The 17,216-nt window shown below is 62.7% G+C and carries 16 protein-coding genes; 11 read left to right on the top strand and 5 right to left on the bottom strand.

From position 1 onward, the window contains the following. Positions 1–15: 15 nt before the first annotated feature. From ACR0J1_RS09220 to ACR0J1_RS09210, 3 genes are all read left to right on the top strand, one after another. On the top strand, positions 16–816 hold the full coding sequence (locus ACR0J1_RS09220) for a thioesterase family protein (protein WP_480732507.1): 801 nt from the start codon (positions 16–18) through the stop codon (positions 814–816). A 70-nt stretch (positions 817–886) separates the two neighbouring features. After that, complete coding sequence (locus tag ACR0J1_RS09215; protein ID WP_480732509.1) at positions 887–1,534, top strand: DUF1007 family protein; 648 nt, start codon at positions 887–889, stop codon at positions 1,532–1,534. Then, positions 1,519–2,430 (top strand): nickel/cobalt transporter, encoded by a 912-nt coding sequence (locus tag ACR0J1_RS09210; RefSeq protein WP_480732511.1) that lies wholly within the window; start codon positions 1,519–1,521, stop codon positions 2,428–2,430. The genes ACR0J1_RS09215 and ACR0J1_RS09210 overlap by 16 nt, the downstream gene beginning before the upstream one ends. A gap of 2 nt (positions 2,431–2,432) precedes the next feature. Here ACR0J1_RS09210 and truA read toward each other — a convergent pair whose 3' ends face one another. Further along, on the bottom strand, positions 2,433–3,200 hold the full coding sequence (gene truA / locus ACR0J1_RS09205) for a tRNA pseudouridine(38-40) synthase TruA (RefSeq protein WP_480732513.1): 768 nt from the start codon (positions 3,198–3,200) through the stop codon (positions 2,433–2,435). Positions 3,201–3,308: 108 nt separating this feature from the next. On the opposite strand from truA, the gene ACR0J1_RS09200 reads away from it, so the two are divergent. The 8 genes from ACR0J1_RS09200 to ACR0J1_RS09165 all read left to right on the top strand — a co-directional run bounded on the left by ACR0J1_RS09200 (position 3,309) and on the right by ACR0J1_RS09165 (position 13,943). Further along, positions 3,309–4,724, top strand: coding sequence for a YcjX family GTP-binding protein (locus tag ACR0J1_RS09200; RefSeq protein WP_480732515.1), 1,416 nt, complete (start codon positions 3,309–3,311; stop codon positions 4,722–4,724). Then, positions 4,721–5,176 (top strand): N-acetyltransferase family protein, encoded by a 456-nt coding sequence (locus tag ACR0J1_RS09195; protein ID WP_480732517.1) that lies wholly within the window; start codon positions 4,721–4,723, stop codon positions 5,174–5,176. The genes ACR0J1_RS09200 and ACR0J1_RS09195 overlap by 4 nt, the downstream gene beginning before the upstream one ends. Next, complete coding sequence (locus ACR0J1_RS09190) at positions 5,169–6,158, top strand: YcjF family protein (RefSeq protein ID WP_480732519.1); 990 nt, start codon at positions 5,169–5,171, stop codon at positions 6,156–6,158. The genes ACR0J1_RS09195 and ACR0J1_RS09190 overlap by 8 nt, the downstream gene beginning before the upstream one ends. Before the next feature lie 54 nt (positions 6,159–6,212). Beyond that, a complete protein-coding gene (locus ACR0J1_RS09185) occupies positions 6,213–6,923 on the top strand; it encodes a VIT1/CCC1 transporter family protein (RefSeq protein ID WP_480732520.1) in 711 nt (236 codons plus the stop codon). A 122-nt stretch (positions 6,924–7,045) separates the two neighbouring features. Further along, positions 7,046–9,733 carry a DUF2339 domain-containing protein gene (locus tag ACR0J1_RS09180; RefSeq protein WP_480732522.1) on the top strand — a complete coding sequence of 896 codons (2,688 nt, stop codon included), beginning with the start codon at positions 7,046–7,048 and terminating at the stop codon, positions 9,731–9,733. Between the two features lie 165 nt (positions 9,734–9,898). Then, entirely contained in the window at positions 9,899–12,808 is a 2,910-nt protein-coding gene (gene ileS / locus ACR0J1_RS09175; protein WP_480732524.1) for an isoleucine--tRNA ligase, read from the top strand. A 135-nt stretch (positions 12,809–12,943) separates the two neighbouring features. Continuing rightward, positions 12,944–13,399, top strand: coding sequence for a methylated-DNA--[protein]-cysteine S-methyltransferase (locus tag ACR0J1_RS09170; protein WP_480732525.1), 456 nt, complete (start codon positions 12,944–12,946; stop codon positions 13,397–13,399). Positions 13,400–13,475: 76 nt separating this feature from the next. After that, entirely contained in the window at positions 13,476–13,943 is a 468-nt protein-coding gene (locus ACR0J1_RS09165) for a hypothetical protein (RefSeq protein ID WP_480732526.1), read from the top strand. Here the strand turns inward: ACR0J1_RS09165 and ACR0J1_RS09160 are convergent. The 4 genes from ACR0J1_RS09160 to fsa form a co-directional block, all read right to left on the bottom strand. Then, positions 13,940–14,635, bottom strand: a complete 696-nt coding sequence (locus tag ACR0J1_RS09160; protein ID WP_480732527.1) for a CDP-alcohol phosphatidyltransferase family protein — start codon at positions 14,633–14,635, stop codon at positions 13,940–13,942. The genes ACR0J1_RS09165 and ACR0J1_RS09160 overlap by 4 nt on opposite strands. 64 nt (positions 14,636–14,699) lie before the next feature. Continuing rightward, a complete protein-coding gene (locus ACR0J1_RS09155; RefSeq protein ID WP_480732529.1) occupies positions 14,700–15,620 on the bottom strand; it encodes a tyrosine recombinase XerC in 921 nt (306 codons plus the stop codon). Beyond that, entirely contained in the window at positions 15,617–16,324 is a 708-nt protein-coding gene (locus ACR0J1_RS09150) for a DUF484 family protein (protein WP_480732530.1), read from the bottom strand. Before ACR0J1_RS09150 ends, ACR0J1_RS09155 begins: the two co-directional genes overlap by 4 nt. A gap of 195 nt (positions 16,325–16,519) precedes the next feature. Beyond that, positions 16,520–17,173, bottom strand: coding sequence for a fructose-6-phosphate aldolase (gene fsa / locus ACR0J1_RS09145; RefSeq protein ID WP_152457215.1), 654 nt, complete (start codon positions 17,171–17,173; stop codon positions 16,520–16,522). Positions 17,174–17,216 lie beyond the last annotated feature (43 nt).

The following is a 17,216-nucleotide window of genomic DNA, read 5'->3' as shown; positions in this document are numbered from 1 at the left end:
GGCGACGGAATCAGGATGACACCAGATGTATTGGGGCAGGCCTATTTCCATCAGAACGCCCAAGGCGTGTTTGTCGGCAATGATCCGGCGCGCGGACCTTGGTCTGCCGATCACTGCCATGCAGGGCCGGTTAGCGGCCTGATCGTGCGGGCGGCAGAAACCGAGGTCGGCCCCGACAAGATGCTGACCCGTTTGACGGTCGATCTGCTGCGCCCGCTGCCGCTGGCCGGACTGCGGGTCGCGGCAGAGACCACCCGCCACACCAAGACGCTCGCCACCACGCGGGTCACTGTGCATGATCTGGATGATACGCTCTGCGCCACGGCCACGACGATGCACATGGTGCGCAAGACCCTTGGTAATGTGCCCAATGTCGATCTGCCAGCGCCACGGATTGAGGATGTGGTCGACGGCCCGTTTCCCATCGGCGAGATGCGCCACGATCTGCCCGGCTTCGCTCATCATTCGCAGATCGCATATCCCAAGGGGGGCAATCAGGGCGCGGGTCCCAAGACGGTCTGGATGCGCACGCCTGCCTTGCTGGAAGGCGAAGAGCCATCGCCGATACAGGCGCTTTGCCCACTGGCGGATTGCGGCAATGGCATTTCGTGGAATGCGCCGACCCGTGAGATGGGGTTCATGAACACCGACCTGACGGTGCAAATTCACCGTGAGCCGGTCTCAGACTGGCTTGCCTCGGAGTCGATTTCGCACTGGCAGCCCTCGGGGATCGGGATGTCCCAGTCGGTGCTGTTTGATACGCGGGGGCCAGTGGGGACGGCGCTGCAGACGCTGGTTCTGTTCCCGCCGGGCTAAGGCGGCAGGTTTCTGCAAGATCGCGTGCAATTGGATTGCCGACACACGCCGCGCACCCTATCTTCGCGTCATGCGCTGGATTGTCCCTTTGCTTGCCTGCTGCCTGCCGCTTCCGGCTCTGGCCCACCCCCATGTGTTCATCGACACCGGGTTGGAGTTCATCGTCGACGACGCAGGCAACCTGACCCATGTCCGTGTGACTTGGGCGTATGATGAGTTCTACTCGTTGCTGGTTCTGGAAGACATGCGTCTGGATCAGGATGGCGATGGTGTCCTGACCGCCTCGGAAGAGCAGTTTCTGGGCGGTTTCGACGCCCAATGGGTCGAAGGGTATAACGGCGATCTGGTCATTCGCATGGGCGATACGGTGGTCCCCCTCTCGGGTCCGTTGGAGCCACAGGCCACAACCGAGGACGCGCGCATCGTGACCACCCATCTGCGCGCGGTCGAGGGCGCACCGATCCCCGCCAACGCCCTGTCGATTAAAGCCTTCGATGAAAGCTTTTACACCGCCTATGAGGTGACCCGCCCCGTGACCGTTTCGGGACCCGCTGTCTGTCAGATCGAGCGGAGCGACCCGGATATTGACGCCGAACTGGCACAGATGCAGGCCTTCCTGCGGACGCTGGACGCGGACTATGACCTTGAGGAAAACGATATCCCTCTGGTCGGTGAGAAATTTGCAACCGAGATCAGGCTTTCATGTCCCGGTACCTGATCGTTCCCGTCGCCATTGCCTGTGGTTTGCTGCTGTGGTTCTGGGGCAGCGGCGGGTTTGACCATCTGGCCGCATGGGCGGCCGGCGAGCAACGAGAATTCCAAAACCAGATCGCCCGGTCCCTGCGCGCCGCCCGCGCCCAACAGCCCGAGGCCATCGCGACCCTGCTGACCGTCTGTTTCGCCTATGGGTTCTTCCACGCCATCGGCCCCGGCCATGGCAAGGTTCTGATCGGCGGCTACGGTCTGGGCCGCCGCGTCGCGTTCTGGCGCTTGTCTGCGATCAGCGTCCTGTCCAGCCTCGGGCAGGCCGTGACTGCGGTTGTGCTGGTCTATGCGGGGGTTCTGGTGTTCCAGATGTCGCGCGAGGCGTTGGTGGGCACGACCGAACAGGTCATGGCCCCGATCAGCTATGGTGCGATTGCTGCCATCGGCCTTTGGCTGATCTTTCGCGCGCTGCGCAGCTTCGCGCGGCGTCACAAAAGCCAGACATCGCATGCACATCACCACCATGATCACGACCACGGAACCTGCTCAGACTGTGGCCACCGGCACGGTCCGACCGCCGAAGAGGCCGCTCAGGTCGGCAGCCTGCGTGAGGCGCTGATCCTGATCGCAGGCATCGCCGCACGCCCCTGCACCGGGGCGTTGTTCGTCCTGATCCTGACTTGGCAGATGGGCATCGCCATGGTCGGCATCGCTGGAGCCTTCGCCATGGCGCTGGGCACGGCAACCGTAACCACTCTGGTCGGTTGGACGTCCTTCGGTTTGCGCGGCGGATTGCTGGCCTCGGCCTCGGCCACGCGCTTTGCCTCGGTACTGGCCCCGACCATCGAACTTGTCGCCGGCCTCATCATTGCGGTGATCGCAAGCGGCCTGTTGCTGCGGGCAGTGTGACTTTAGCCAAACACCGGTTCAGGATACCCGACCCGCGCCAGATAGAGCCCCTGCGGCGGGCAGACCGGCCCGCAGGCCGCGCGGTTGGCCGCCTCAAGCGCGTCTCGCACATCCTCTGGCGTCCATGCCCCGGCACCGACGCGTTCTAACGTGCCGACAAAGCTGCGCACCTGATTGTGCAGGAACGACCGGGCGCGAACGTGGAAATGGATCTCGGGGCCCGAGAAGCCCTGAACCTGTTCCACCCGCAATTCATCCAGCGTTTTGACCGGGCTGGCGGCCTGACAGATGGATGAACGGAAGGCGGTGAAATCATGCCGCCCGATCAGCATATTGGCCCCGGCCTGCATTGCCGCAACATCGAGCCTATGATTGATCTGCCAGACCTGCCCCTGATCATGGGTCGCAGGCGCGCGGCGCATCAGGATGCGGAATAGATACTGCCGCTCCAGCGCTGAAAAGCGGGCGTGCCAGTCATCGTCGACCCGTGCGGCTTTGACGATGGCGACAGGCTGCGGCTTGAGGTGATAGTTCAACGCCTCGGACAGGCGGAACGGGTCCCAGTCCTTGACCAGATCGCAATGCGCCACTTGCCCCAGCGCGTGTACGCCCGCATCGGTGCGACCGGCGGCGGCGATGGTATGGTCTCCGGGCTCGATCCGCGACAACGCAGCCTCGATCGCGCCCTGGACTGAGGGCAGCTCTTTCTGCCGCTGCCACCCGGCGAACGGTTCCCCTTGGTATTCGACTTTCAGCGCGTATCTGGGCATGGGTCGCTGGTATCGCGCCTTGGGCGGGCGGGCAAGAGGGGCGAAAACGCTGGCATGTCCTGCGACCGCTACCTATCTTGGGTCAAACGACAAAAGCGGGGCGACAGCTTGGTCATCTCATCCTTGGCAGACAGTCTGGTGCGCGGGGTCGAATCCGTGGGCGACCGCGTGTCCGAGACGTTTTTTGAGCCGGTCATCCGGCTGGGCGTCACCGGATTGGCGCGGTCGGGCAAGACCGTGTTCATCACGTCTCTGGTCGCCAACCTGCTGGACCGAGGGCGTATGACCGGATTGGTGGCGCAGCAAGAGGGGCGGATCACCGCCAGCTTTCTGCAGCCGCAGCCCGACGACACCGTGCCCCGGTTCGATTTCGAAACGCACCTGTCCGCGCTGACCGGTCCCGCACCGCATTGGCCGGACAGCACGCGCGCGGTGTCCGAGCTGCGCCTTTCCTTCAAGGTGCAGCCTGCGGGCTTGCTGTCAGGTCTGCAGGGTCCGCGCACGCTGCATCTGGACATTGTGGACTATCCCGGTGAATGGCTGCTGGATCTGGCCTTGCTGGACAAATCTTACGACGACTGGTCGCGGGGCACGCTCGAACATATTGCGAAGCGTCCAGAGGCCGAGGCGTATCTGGCGCAGGCGCAGTCGGCGGATCCAACCGCCGCACATGATGAACCGCTGGCCCAAAATCTTGCCCGCAGCTTTACCGACTATCTGAACGCCGCGCGTGAGGCCGGGTTCTACGATTGCACCCCCGGTCGGTTCCTTCTGCCGGGGGACCTCGCCGGGTCTCCCGTCTTGACCTTTGCGCCGTTGGCGGTGTCCGAGGCATCGCACCGTCGCTCGCTGCACCGCGAGATGGAGCGGCGGTATGAGGCCTATAAATCACAAGTGGTCAAACCCTTCTTCCGCGATCACTTTGCCCGGATCGACCGGCAAATCGTTCTGGTCGATGCGCTGGGTGCGATCCACAAAGGCCCGCAAGCGGTCGAGGATATGCGCCGCGCGATGGGTGATATCCTGTCGGCCTTCCGCCCGGGCCGCAACGCGTGGCTGAACAGGCTGCTGCTGGGCAAACGGGTCGAGCGTATCCTGTTCGCCGCCACCAAAGCCGACCACCTGCACCACCTGCAGCACCCGCGGTTGACGGCGATCATCGAAGCGCTGACTCGCGACGCGCGCGACCGCGCCAGCTTTGCCGGGGCGGAAACGGCGGCCCTGTCGCTGGCCTCGCTGCGCACCACCACCGAAGAGATGCGCAGCCATGGCGGGGTCGATTTGCCCTGTGTGCGCGGCACTCTGTTGGACGGCGGCAAACAGGCGGCCTTTTATCCCGGCGAGCTGCCGGAGGACCCCGCTCATTTGCTGGGCCCCGCGCGCAACGGGGCTGATGGTTGGCTGGGTGAGGACTATGGCAACATGGCATTCGCACCGGCGCATCTGACGCTGAACCCCGGCGACGGCCCCCCGCATATTAGGCTGGATCGGGCCGCGCAGTTTCTGATCGGAGATCGGCTGTGACAGTGATCCTTCGCCCTGCGCGCAGTACCGATGCCGGAACCACGGGGGCAATTCTGCATGGGTTCGCCCGCGAAAACGAGTGGATGCCGGAACTGCATACCGAGGCTGAAACCATCGCGTTTTGTGGCCGGATGATCGATCTCGGCTGGGTAACCGTGGCCGAGATGCCGGGTCAGGTGATAGGATTTCTGGCGCTGAACGGGGATGAGGTGCATTCGCTCTATCTGGCGGCCCCGGCGCGCGGGCAGGGGATCGGGCGGCGTTTGCTGGATCATGCCAAAGGGCGGCGGTCCGAGCTGAGCCTGTTTGCGTTTCAGGCCAATCACCCCGCCTGCCGGTTCTATGAACGCAACGGCTTTGTCGAGGTCGCCCGAGGCGACGGGTCCGAGAATGACGAAAACCTGCCGGATATCAAATATATCTGGACGCGCGAGGAGGCGGTCGATGGCTAAAGGCCCTGTGCTGATTGATCTGGAAGACGACGCGCCCGCAGCTGACGTGTCGACTGCGCCGCCCGTGCCGGATGTTGCGCCACCGCAGGGGCAGGCGATGCAAGCGGCGGTTCGGTTTGCGGCCCGCAAACCCTCTGCGCTGTCGCGCTGGTTTTGGGGTCTGGCGCTGGCGGTTGTTGGAGCGGTGGTCTCAGTCGCGGCTTGGGATTTCGCGATATCTCTGCTGGAGCGTGCACCCATTCTGGGATGGATTGTCACCGGTCTGATCGCCGCGCTGTTGCTGGTTGTCCTGATCATTGCGCTGCGTGAACTGGCCGCGATCAGCCGTCTGTCCCGTGTCGACGGCTTGCGCCGCGCGGCCGATACTGCCTTGGCGGGCGAAGACCTGTCACAGGCCCGCACCGTCACAAACCGCCTGATTGCCTTCTATCAGGGGCGCGACGAAACCCGCTGGGGCCGTGACCGCCTGAAAGAACGGATGGGCGAACAATTCGACGCCTCGACGCTTCTTACTCTGGCCGAAGACGAGCTTCTGGCCCCGCTGGACGCCGCCGCCAGCCGCGAGGTCGAGGCAGCAGCCCGGCAGGTCGCGACGGTGACGGCTCTGGTCCCGCTGGCGCTGGCGGATGTCGCGACGGCGCTGGCAAGTTCGCTGCGGATGATCCGGCGCATCGCGGAAATCTACGGCGGACGCGCGGGTTTTCTGGGCAGTTGGCGCCTGACCCGCGCTGTGTTCGTGCATCTGGTTGCCACCGGTGCCGTGGCTGTCGGCGACGATCTGTTGGAACCCATTCTGGGCGGTTCGGTCCTCAGCAAGCTGTCGCGCCGTTTTGGCGAGGGGCTGGTGAATGGCGCGCTCACCGCCCGGGTCGGTGTTGCCGCGATGGAGGTCTGCCGGCCCCTGCCGTTTTCGAAACGCCACAAGCCCTCGACCCGGGGTATGATCAAACGGGCGCTCAGCGGGCTGTTCTCCAAGACTTGATCTGGCACAAAGCGCCAACTGGCCCCGTCCTGCATAAACAGGGCGGAGCCAGCCATGACCGATCACGGCCACAGCCAGCAGGAGATCCTACAACGGATCAACGCCCCGCCCGGGCGCGGTGTTCTGCGCGACGTGGTCTATGGCGGCATCGACGGCTCGGTCACGACCTTCGCGATCGTTGCCGGGGTGGCCGGGGCAGGTCTGTCTCCCTTCATCATCGTGGCGCTGGGGCTGGCCAATGTGCTGGCCGACGGGTTTTCGATGGCGGCTGGCAATTATTCCGGCACTAAGGCTGAACTGGACAACATCCACCGTATCCGCGCCATCGAAGAGAGGCATATCCGCCTGTATCCGGACGGTGAGCGCGACGAAGTGCGCGAAATCCTTGCCCAAAAAGGCCTGTCGGGCAACGTTCTGGACGAGGCGACGGATGAGATCACCTCGAACCACGACAACTGGATCGACCTGATGATCGAGGGCGAATACGGGCTGGGCAGCGTCGATCCACACCCGTTGAAGGCTGCGCTCGCGACGTTTTTTGCCTTTCTGGTTGCCGGAATGATCCCGTTGCTGCCGTTCCTGTTGTCGATGGAGAATGCGTTCACCCTGTCGGCCTGGATGACCGCAGGTGTGTTCTTCGCCATCGGCGCGATGAAAAGCCGCTGGTCTCTTGCGCCGTGGTGGCGGTCGGGCGGAGAAACCCTGCTGATCGGAGGTGCCGCGGCGGCCATCGCCTATTGGGTCGGGTCTCTATTCCATCCCTGATGAACCGTCCCAAACCCCATTGAGAACGATCCCGGCAACACACGATATCCATCTGGATTTCCAGACTGTTAACCTGCGCTTGAGGGGCGTATTTCTAACCCATCACTGTCCGGAGGTTTCGGTTGGAATCCTTGCTTGTCCTCGTCGGCCTCATTGTGCTGGCCATTCCCGTCTCGATCGTTGTGTTGCTGGTCGGCCAGTCGCGCCTGCGCAAACGCGTGGAACAGCTTGAGCGTCAGCTGGCGGGGCAAGCGCCCGAGGCCCCCGCCAACGACACCGCCCCGGTAGAGCCCGTGGCCGCAGAGCCCAAGCAGGGGCCGTGGGCGTCGCGACCCAAGGTCGAGGCCCCGGTCGAAGAGCCACAGACCACCCCCGACGATCCGCCCGCCGCCATCGTCCTGCGCGAGGATCGGTTCGCCGCGCTGGCCGCGTGGCTGCGCGAAAACTGGTTTTATGCGGTCTCTGCGCTGTCGCTGGCTCTGGCGGGGATTTTTCTGGTGCAATACGGGGTCGAAAACGGCTTGCTGCCGCCGACCGCTCGGGTGCTTGCGGCGCTGGGATTTGGTGCGGCGCTGATCGTTGCCGGAGAAATCGTGCGCCGCCGCTTCGGTGATGACCAAGACGCGGCCACGGCCTATTTACCCTCGGTCTTCTCGGGGGCGGGGCTGGTGACCCTGTTCGGGGCCATTCTGGCCGCGCGCCAGCTATACGGCCTGATCGGCCCTGAGGTGGCTCTGAGCGGCATGGCTCTGGTGGCCCTGTTTGGACTGGTTCTGGGCTGGTTCCACGGCCCGCTTTTGGCGGCGGTGGGCCTGATAGGAGCCTTCGCTGCTCCGTTCGTCGTGGGTGGGTCCTCGGACGATCCGACGTGGCTTTACGGCTATTTCTTCGTGATCGCGGTACTGGGGCTGGGCATCGACACGGTTCGGCGCTGGGCGTGGATTTCCGTCCTGACCCTTGTCGGAGCTTACAGCGCGGCGTTTCTGCTGGTGCTGTCCTCGCCGCTGACCGAGCCCGCGTATCTGACCTGCATCACGGCCTTCGCGCTGATCGCCATCGCGATCCCGGTGCGGCGTATCTTGCCCGACCAGTCTGGTCCGACGATCACGCAGATGATCCGTCGGAAGAAAGGCGACCCTTGGCCCGAATTCCCAGCACGGCTGGCCTTTGCAGCCGTTGCGGCCAGTTCGGTGATCCTGTCGATTCACTGGGCGGATTCGACAAGCGAATTCTGGCTGGGCGTTGCGCTGCTGGCCGGGCTGACGCTGGCGCTGATCATCTGGGCGAAGGACGCGCAGGCGCTGCAGGATGTGGCGGTGATGCCTGCGCTGGGCCTGATCTGGTTCGTACTGGTGCACGGGTTGGACTATGGCGCGGCGGTGCGCGCCTTCGCAGACACCTACGCCGAAACGGCCGAGGCGGATTTCCCCATGATCGTCACGATGCTGGTGGCGCTGGGCGCACTGATCTCTTTGCTTGCTGCGTGGCGCGCGTTTCAAGGCGGGCGCTATGGCGTGGTCTGGGCCGGGGCCTCGGCCCTGTTCGCGCCGCTGCTTGCCATCGCGCTTGAGGTCGGCTGGCATCCGGCAGCGGTGATCGGGGCTTACCCTTGGGCGCTGCATGCCGTGGCGCTTGGGGCGATGATGGTGGTTCTGGCTGAACGGTTTGCGCGTGTGGATGGCGACGACCGAATGAGGCCCTCGCTGGCGACGCTGTCGGCGCTGTCCTGCCTCAGCTTTGCTTGCATCATCTTGCTCAGTTCGGCGGCCCTGACCGTGGCTTTGACTGTGATGATCGTCGTGGCCGCCGCGCTGGATCGGCGCTTTGATCTGCCACCGATGAGCTGGTTCATTTGGGCCGGAGTGTTCACCGTAACCGTTCGGCTGGTTCTGGATCCGGGCTTGGACTGGGCCAATGACGCGCCTCTGGCCGAGATGGTGCTGGTCTATGCCGCTGCCGTGATTGGATTCGTCGCGGGCTGGATGCTTCTGAAACCGCTGACTCGCCCCATCGCCACGCTGCTCTTGGAAAGTGCTGCGTGGGCGACGGCGGGCATCCTGCTGTCGTTGCTGTTGCTGCGGTGGCTTGAAGGGTTCGGCGAAGGCGGGGCCAAGGACAGCCATTGGGGGTTGGGCCTGCTGGCGGTCATCTGGCTGCTGCTGGCCTATGCGCAGGTCCAGAGGTTCGAACTCGGCGGCAAGCTGAACTATGCGCGCTATCTGCTGGCCGGGTTCTTCGCGGCACACGGTATCGCCCGGTTGGCGCAGGCCCTGTCCGAAGCCAATCCGCTGATCAATCCGCTCACCGACCCGGTGCTGGGGCCGCCGGTCGTGAACACGCTTGCGGTGGCCTATCTTCTGCCCGCATTGGCCATCGGTTTCTCGGCATGGCGCATCGGTTCGATGCCGGTATTGCTGCGGCGGATCAGTTATGCAGTCGCCGCAACCCTGGCCGCTGTCTGGCTTGGTCTGGCGATCCGGCATGTCTGGCAGGGCGCGGGCGGAATGTTCGAAGGCAACGGCGTCACCCAGCCCGAGCTTTACACATATACCCTTACCCTTTTGGTCATCGGGGCCGCGCTGTTCTATCAGTCGCTGGCCCGTCGGTCCGATCTGATGCGAAAGGCCGGACTGGCGGTGATCGGGCTGGCGGTGGCCAAGGTGTTTTTGATCGACATTGCGGGTCTGGGCGGGCTGATCCGAGTATTCTCACTATTGGCATTGGGGCTGGCATTGGCGGGTCTGGCGTGGCTCAACCGTTGGGCCAAGCTGCGCCATTTGCCGCAAGGGTCAGAACCTCTGGACCATTAGGGGCGGGCGTCCTATAAGCGCGGCCATGCATGACCGTTTGGCCATCATTATTCGAATTATATCCCCGGCGCTCTGATACCACGAGACGCCGGGCAAAGGTGCTTGAGATATCGCACTGACCGCTTCGATCCACATGACGACAAGACCATCCTGAGGACGCCCCCAATGTGCGCCGAGACACCTGACTACAAAGACACGCTGAACTTGCCCAAAACCGATTTCCCCATGCGCGCGGGCCTGCCCAAGCGCGAACCTGCATGGCTGGAGCGCTGGGAAAAGATCGGCGTTTACGACCGCCTGCGCGAGAAAGAGGGCCGCACGCCCTTTACCCTGCATGACGGCCCGCCCTATGCGAACGGTCACCTGCATATCGGCCACGCGCTGAACAAGACCATCAAGGACATGATCGTACGCTCCCACCAGATGATGGGCCACGACGCGCGTTACGTGCCGGGCTGGGACTGCCACGGTCTGCCCATCGAGTGGAAGATCGAGGAACAATACCGCAAGAAGGGCAAGAACAAGGACGAGGTGAACATCGTCGATTTCCGTCAGGAATGCCGCAAATTCGCCGAGGGTTGGATCGATATCCAGCGCGAAGAGTTCAAGCGTCTGGGCATCACTGGCAACTGGCCCGATCCCTACATCACCATGGACTATCACGCCGAGGCGGTGATCGCGGATGAGTTCATGAAGTTCCTGATGAACGGGACTTTGTATCAGGGCTCAAAGCCTGTGATGTGGTCGCCCATTGAAAAGACCGCTCTGGCCGAGGCTGAGGTCGAGTATCACGACAAGGAAAGCTTTACCGTTTGGGTAAAGTTCAAGGTTGTGAACACTGGCGATGTGACACTGGACAATGCCTATGTGGTGATCTGGACGACGACTCCGTGGACCATGCCCTCGAACAAGGCTGTGGTCTATGGCGAGGATATTTCCTACGGACTCTATGAAGTTACCGGCCGCCCCGAGGAATGCTGGGCGCGGATCGGTGAACGCTATCTGCTGGCCGATGACCGCGCGGCGGATGTGTTTGCCCGCGCGCGTCTGGACGACTCCATGTACCGACGCCTGTGTGACGTCACGCAGGAGGATCTGGCCAAGATCCAGCTGACCCACCCGCTGGCCGGGGCCGAAGGTGGCAATGGCGAATGGGACGATATCCGCGACTTCCGCGCCGCTGAGTTTGTGACCGACACCGAAGGCACCGGCTTCGTTCACTGTGCGCCGTCGCACGGGATGGAGGAATTCGAGCTTTATCGTGATCTGGGGATGCTGGAGCAGGTCATCACCTACAATGTGATGGACGATGGCTCGTTCCGCGCTGATCTGCCGTTCTTTGGTGGCAAATACATCCTGTCCCGAAAGGGTGGCGAGGGTGACGCGAATAAGGCGATCATCGACAAGCTGGCCGAGGTTGGCGGACTGCTCGCGCGGGGCAAGATCAAGCACAGCTATCCGCATTCGTGGCGCTCGAAAGCTCCGATCATCTACCGCAATACGCCGCAGTGGTTTGCATCCGTGGACCGCAAGCTGGACGATGGCATGGGCGAGATGGGGGACACCATCCGCGAACGTGCCCTGCGGTCCATCGACGAGCTGGTCAAGTGGACGCCGCAGACCGGTCGCAACCGTCTGTATTCGATGATCGAAACGCGCCCGGACTGGGTCCTGTCGCGCCAGCGCGCCTGGGGTGTGCCGCTGACGTGTTTCACCAAGAAAGGCGCTCTGCCGACCGACGCAGATTACCTGCTGTGCAATGAGGAGTTGAACGCGCGCATCAAGGCGGCGTTCGAAAAGGACGGCGCGGATATCTGGTACACCGATGGGTTCAAGGAAACGATCCTCGACGGTATCGTCAACCCAGAGGACTACGATCAGGTGTTTGACGTGCTGGACGTGTGGTTCGACTCAGGCTCCACCCATGCCTTTGTTCTGCGCGACCGTGAAGACGGGACCGAGGACGGCATCGCCGACGTCTACATGGAAGGCACCGACCAGCATCGCGGGTGGTTCCATTCGTCCATGCTGCAGGCCTGTGGCACCAAGGGCCGTGCGCCCTATCGCAACGTGGTGACCCATGGCTTCACGCTGGATGCCAAGGGCAACAAGATGTCCAAATCGCTGGGCAATACCATCGTGCCGGAAGAGGTCGTCAAGCAATACGGCGCTGATATCCTGCGGCTGTGGGTGGCGCAGACCGACTATACCGCCGACCAGCGGATCGGGCCGGAGATTCTGAAAGGCACCGCTGACAGTTATCGCCGTCTGCGTAACACCATGCGGTTCATGCTGGGCTCGCTGGCCGACTTCACCGAGGAAGACCGGGTTGCGCCCGAGGATATGCCGCGTCTGGAACGCTGGGTCCTCAGCCGTCTGGCCGAGTTGGATGAGCAGGTGCGCAAAGGCTATGCCTCGTTCGATTTCCAAGGCGTGTTCAGCGCCGTGTTCACTTTTGCCACGGTCGATCTGTCGTCGTTCTATTTCGACGTCCGCAAGGATGCGTTGTATTGCGATGGTGACAGCCTGCGCCGCCGCGCGGCACGGACCGTGCTGGACATCCTGTTCCACCGGCTGACCACATGGCTGGCGCCGGTTCTGGTCTTCACCATGGAAGAGGTCTGGCTTGAGCGGTTCCCCGGCGATGACAGTTCGGTGCATCTGGTGGACTTCCCTGAGACGCCCGCCGACTGGCGTCATCACCAGATGGAAGAGGCCGTTGCCAAAGTGCGCCGCGTTCGTCGCGCTGTGACTGCCGCGTTGGAGGTGCAGCGTCAGGACAAGGTGATCGGGTCCAGCCTTGAAGCAGCCCCGATCGTCCATGTCGAGGATGTCGAGACCCGCGATCTGCTGGCGACGTTTGATGTGGATGATCTGTGTATCACCTCGGGTCTAACGGTCACCGGCGACCCGGCTCCGGCCGAAGCGTTCCGCGTGCCCGAGATCGAAGGCATTGCTGTGGTGTTCGAGAAGGCCGAAGGTGCGAAGTGCCAGCGGTGCTGGAAAATCCTGCCCGACGTGGGCCGCCATGCACATGACGGGGTGTGCGGGCGTTGCGATGAGGCATTGGGGTAAATCGCCGCCGGGAGCGCGTGTGGCTGGGCTTTTGCGAGGCTCTGCCTCGCGCTCCGGGATATTTTTGGCCAGATGAAGGATGGATCGTCAGGATTCGGGTTGCAGGGGCCGTGATGCATCTGCCACCGTGCTTTCATGCCTATGATCGCGGTGGATACGCAGTTCGGACGTCTTGGCGTCGAGGAAAATGACGGTGCCATCACCCGCTTGGTCTGGAATGGCCGGGATGAGGGGCGCGCGACGGCTTTGTTGCGTGAGGCGGCGGCGCAGTTGGGCGCCTATGACGCAGGGCGGCTGCAGCGGTTCGATCTGCCATATCGCGTTGCGGGTTCCGCGTTTCAGCAACGGGTCTGCGATATCATGTATGCCATCCCCTTCGGCGACACGCTGACTTATGGGGATATCGCGAAGCAGTTGGGCCAGCCCGCGCAGCCGGTCGGGCAAGCCTGTGGCGCAAATCCGATCCCCGTGATCATCCCGTGCCATCGGGTGTTGTCTGCCACGGGTCTTGGCGGGTTTTCAGGGGCGGGCGGGGTCGAGACGAAGGTGGCCCTGTTGCGCCATGAAGGAGCCGCTGGCCTGTTGATCTGATCCGCAAATAGCTGTTGCAATCGGCCGGGCGCAGCCCCAACCTATACAAAATACAGAATTTGAAGGACCAGATTGCATGACCGGTCAGACCGCCTCCGCCGCCCGCAAGAAAACCATCATTGATCGTTTGATGTCTTTGGAAGAACAGGAACTGGCAACTGCGCAAGCGCATTATGATGCGTTTTTGAGGGATTCCCAGTTGGACGACCGGGAAGGGCATGACAAGGACGATATCGCCGCGTCGCGCGAAAATGCCGATCTGGCAGCAGCGTTCGACGCGCCCGTGCAGGCGCATCACGCCAAGATCGATGTGATCGAGAACACGGATTTCAGTCTGACCGACACCGTGCAGCCCGGTGCGGTGATCAGGTTCAACAACCGCCGCTTTGTGGTCTGTGTCTCGACCTCGCGGTTTGAGGTGGACGGCAAGACATATATGGGCATTTCAACCCAGAGCCCCATCTATCTGGCGATGGCCGGTCTGCAGGAGGGGGATGTCTTCACCCATAACGGGACCGAGTTCGAGGTCGAAGAAGTCCTCTAGGCTCGGCGTACTGGGATCAGCTGCTGCGCGATGCCGGCGGAGACCAGATAAAGGCTGGTGACGACCAGCCCCCAATGGGCCCAGCTTTCGGGATGGAAATCCACCCAAGCGGCCCATCCAGCGAAGAACGTCCAGGCGAAGGCCACCGGAAGCGACAATGTGCGCCAGCGTTCGGTGCGAACCGGGTGGATGAACTTGAGGGGCAGGAACATCGCCAGCGACAGCAACGTCACCAGCAGCAGGATGACCCAGAAATTGGGCTCGAGCGCGAAGATCACGATCACGAACATATTCCAGCAGCCGGGGAAGCCTGAGAATGAGTTGTCCTTTGTTTTCATTCGCGTATCTGCGAAATACATGGCGCTGGCAAAGGTGATGACGATGATGGCGAACCAGCCCGTCCAGCCATCCATCAGGCCCGATTTGAACAGGGCAAAGGCGGGAATGAACACATAGGTCAGATAGTCGATGATCAGGTCCAGTAGCACGCCATCGAACTCGGGGGCGTTTTGCTTGACGTGATAGTGCCGCGCCAGTGGCCCGTCGATGCCGTCAACCACGAATGAGACCACCAGCCAGAGATACATCAGGCTCCACTTTTCCTCGACGGCGGCCAGCATGGCCAGCATGGCAAAGACAGCGCCCGTGGCGGTAAAGAGATGAACGGAAAGAGCTTTGAAGCGGAGTGTCATGGGCGTGTCATGACCCAAGCGCGCCGCAGATGCAAAGTAAAAAGGCCGGGATGGGACATTTGCCTCAGGCCTTTGGATGGGCGCGGTTATAGACCTCCATCAACCGGGCGGTGTCGACGGCGGTGTAGGCCTGTGTAGTGGACAATGAGGCGTGGCCCAACAGTTCCTGAATGGCACGCAGATCGCCTCCGGCGGACAGCAGATGGGTGGCAAAGCTGTGGCGCATGGCGTGCGGTGTTGCGGTTGCAGGCAGGCCAAGCTGCATACGGGCTTTGGCGACAACGCCCTGAATGATGCCGGGATTCAACGCACCGCCGCGCGCGCCCCGAAACAGCGCGGCGTTGGGCGTCTGTGGGTAGGGGCAAAGTTTCACATAGCGATCCACCGCCAGGCGGGCGGCAGGCAGCACAGGCACGACCCGTTCTTTCCCGCCCTTACCCACGATACGCAGAGAGGCGGGCAGCGATGCGTCCTTGCCGGTGAGCGATAGCGCCTCGGAGATGCGCAGGCCGCATCCATAGAGCAGAGTCACGACGGCCACATCCCGGGCGGCGATCCAATCCGAGGCCGATTGCATCTCGACCGTTTCGATCATGGCGCGGGCGGCGTCTTCGGCCAGTGGGCGGGGAAGTTTCTTGGTGAATTTAGGTGCGCGCGTGGACAGGACAGCAGTAGGTTCAAACCCTTCACGTTCAGCGAGCCAGCGGTAGAAGGTTTTGACCGCCGAGAGTTTGCGGGCCAGCGACCGCGCGCCCACGTCCGAATTGCGCTGATCCGCCATCCAGGCGCGCATGTCGGAGATGGTGATGCGCTCAAGTGCGGCAAGCCCTTGCCGCTCGCTGTGGTGCAGGGTCATGAACGACAGGAACTCGGTCACGTCGCTGCGATAAGCGTTTAGGGTGTTCTCAGACCGCCCCGCGAGCGCCCTCAGACTGTCCAGCCAGTGCTGCAACGCGTCACGACAGGCCGGAGAGATCAGGCTCACGACAGCCAGTGGCGCATCGACCGTTCGAAGACGCCCGCGAAGAAGGCCAGAAGGTCGGTGCCCAGCTGCGGGGTGAAATGTCGCGGATCGCGGGCCCCCATAACGATCATGCCGGGCAAGCGACCTGCACCGAGGTCCAGCTTGAGGCACGCCTCGGACCGCAGGTCATCAGCTTGCGTGCCATAGACCTGAGGGTCGGTGCGGTTGATTTCGCGCAGGGTGACCTCACGCGTCGCACCACCGCGGTTGGTGCTGAGGTAGTTGTCGATGAAACCGGGTTCGACAACGGTTAGAACGCCACCCAACTGGCTGACCGCGGGGTCGTCCTGAACCACCGTAGTTTCCAGCACCAGCGTGATGTGATCGACGCGCAGAATCTCGGCTACGTCATTGCCGAGGGCGCGCAGGAAGTCTTCGAACACGGTGGGTTCCAGCAGGCGCAGAATCGCGCGGTGGACCTGATTGGTGCCTGCGAGGTTTTCGTAGGCCGCTGCGATGACCGAGCGGTGGGTGTCTTCCAGCCGGTCCAGCCGTTGTTCCAGCCGCTGCATGGCGATGCCGCGCAAGTCGATCACGTTGTCGCCGCGGGCCTGTTCGTTGGCGGCCACAAGGGCCTGCATCAGGTCCTTGTCGTCCAGCACGGCGTCAGGCTCGGCCAGAATCGCGGCGCGCAGGTTGTCTTTTAGCTTGGGGTCGCTGCTCATGTCCCGTCCGGTCGTTTTTTGTTTTGCGGGCTTATACCACGCCTTGCCGGATTTGCCTTGGGAAAAATGCACGTGAAAGGCGAATTTCGCGAGTGATGTGGCGGGGGCTCCCGCCGGTCATGCACTGATCAAAGATCAGCTTTGCCCGTTGGGCCGGGCGCGGTGCCTGGCGGCACCGCGCGGCAGCGTATTGGATCAGAGGATTTTCTGACCGGTCTTGGCCCAGTCGGCCAGGAAGGTTTCCAGGCCTTTATCGGTCAGCGGGTGGTCTGCCAGTTTCTTGATCACGGCGGGCGGTGCTGTGATCACGTCGGCACCAATGCGGGCGCTGTCGGTCACGTGGTTCACGGTGCGGATCGAGGCGGCGAGGATTTCGGTCTCGAACCCGTAATTGTCATAGACCTGACGGATATCGGCGATCAGATCCATGCCGTCGAGATTGATATCGTCCAAACGGCCAATGAAGGGCGAGATGAAGGTCGCGCCTGCCTTGGCGGCCAGAATCGCTTGGTTGGTCGAGAAGCACAGGGTTACGTTGACCATCTGGCCTTCGTCGCTGAGGGTCTTGCAGGTTTTCAGGCCGGCCCATGTCAGCGGCACCTTGACAGCGATGTTCGGTGCGATTTTGGCCAGCTTGCGACCCTCGGCGATCATGTCGTCTGCTTCGGTGGCGACGACTTCGGCGGATACGGGGCCGTCGACCAGATCGCAGATCTCTTTGGTGACTTCCAGAATGTCGCGGCCCGATTTCAGGATCAGCGAGGGGTTGGTGGTGACACCGTCCACCATGCCCAGATCGTTCAGTTCGGCGATGGCGTCGATCTCGGCTGTGTCTACGAAGAATTTCATGCGGGCAGTCCTTTGATGGGTTGGCCTTGGTCGCGGATGGCTT

This window comes from Ruegeria sp. CJ3 (genome assembly GCF_056536725.1).
The sequence above is the reverse complement of the archived record's forward strand: the minus strand, read 5'-3'. Positions and strand labels throughout refer to the sequence as shown.

Excerpts from the sequence above, each read along its gene's own strand:
- ACR0J1_RS09220 (WP_480732507.1), top strand. The coding sequence starts at position 16 with ATGACACCAGATGTATTGGGGCAGGCCTATTTCCATCAGAACGCCCAA.
- ACR0J1_RS09170 (WP_480732525.1), top strand. The coding sequence starts at position 12,944 with ATGCCTATGATCGCGGTGGATACGCAGTTCGGACGTCTTGGCGTCGAG.
- ACR0J1_RS09150 (WP_480732530.1), bottom strand. The coding sequence starts at position 16,324 with ATGAGCAGCGACCCCAAGCTAAAAGACAACCTGCGCGCCGCGATTCTG.
- truA (WP_480732513.1), bottom strand. The coding sequence starts at position 3,200 with ATGCCCAGATACGCGCTGAAAGTCGAATACCAAGGGGAACCGTTCGCC.
- ileS (WP_480732524.1), top strand. The coding sequence starts at position 9,899 with ATGTGCGCCGAGACACCTGACTACAAAGACACGCTGAACTTGCCCAAA.
- ACR0J1_RS09215 (WP_480732509.1), top strand. The coding sequence starts at position 887 with ATGCGCTGGATTGTCCCTTTGCTTGCCTGCTGCCTGCCGCTTCCGGCT.
- ACR0J1_RS09210 (WP_480732511.1), top strand. The coding sequence starts at position 1,519 with ATGTCCCGGTACCTGATCGTTCCCGTCGCCATTGCCTGTGGTTTGCTG.
- ACR0J1_RS09190 (WP_480732519.1), top strand. The coding sequence starts at position 5,169 with ATGGCTAAAGGCCCTGTGCTGATTGATCTGGAAGACGACGCGCCCGCA.
- ACR0J1_RS09185 (WP_480732520.1), top strand. The coding sequence starts at position 6,213 with ATGACCGATCACGGCCACAGCCAGCAGGAGATCCTACAACGGATCAAC.
- ACR0J1_RS09160 (WP_480732527.1), bottom strand. The coding sequence starts at position 14,635 with ATGACACTCCGCTTCAAAGCTCTTTCCGTTCATCTCTTTACCGCCACG.
- ACR0J1_RS09165 (WP_480732526.1), top strand. The coding sequence starts at position 13,476 with ATGACCGGTCAGACCGCCTCCGCCGCCCGCAAGAAAACCATCATTGAT.
- fsa (WP_152457215.1), bottom strand. The coding sequence starts at position 17,173 with ATGAAATTCTTCGTAGACACAGCCGAGATCGACGCCATCGCCGAACTG.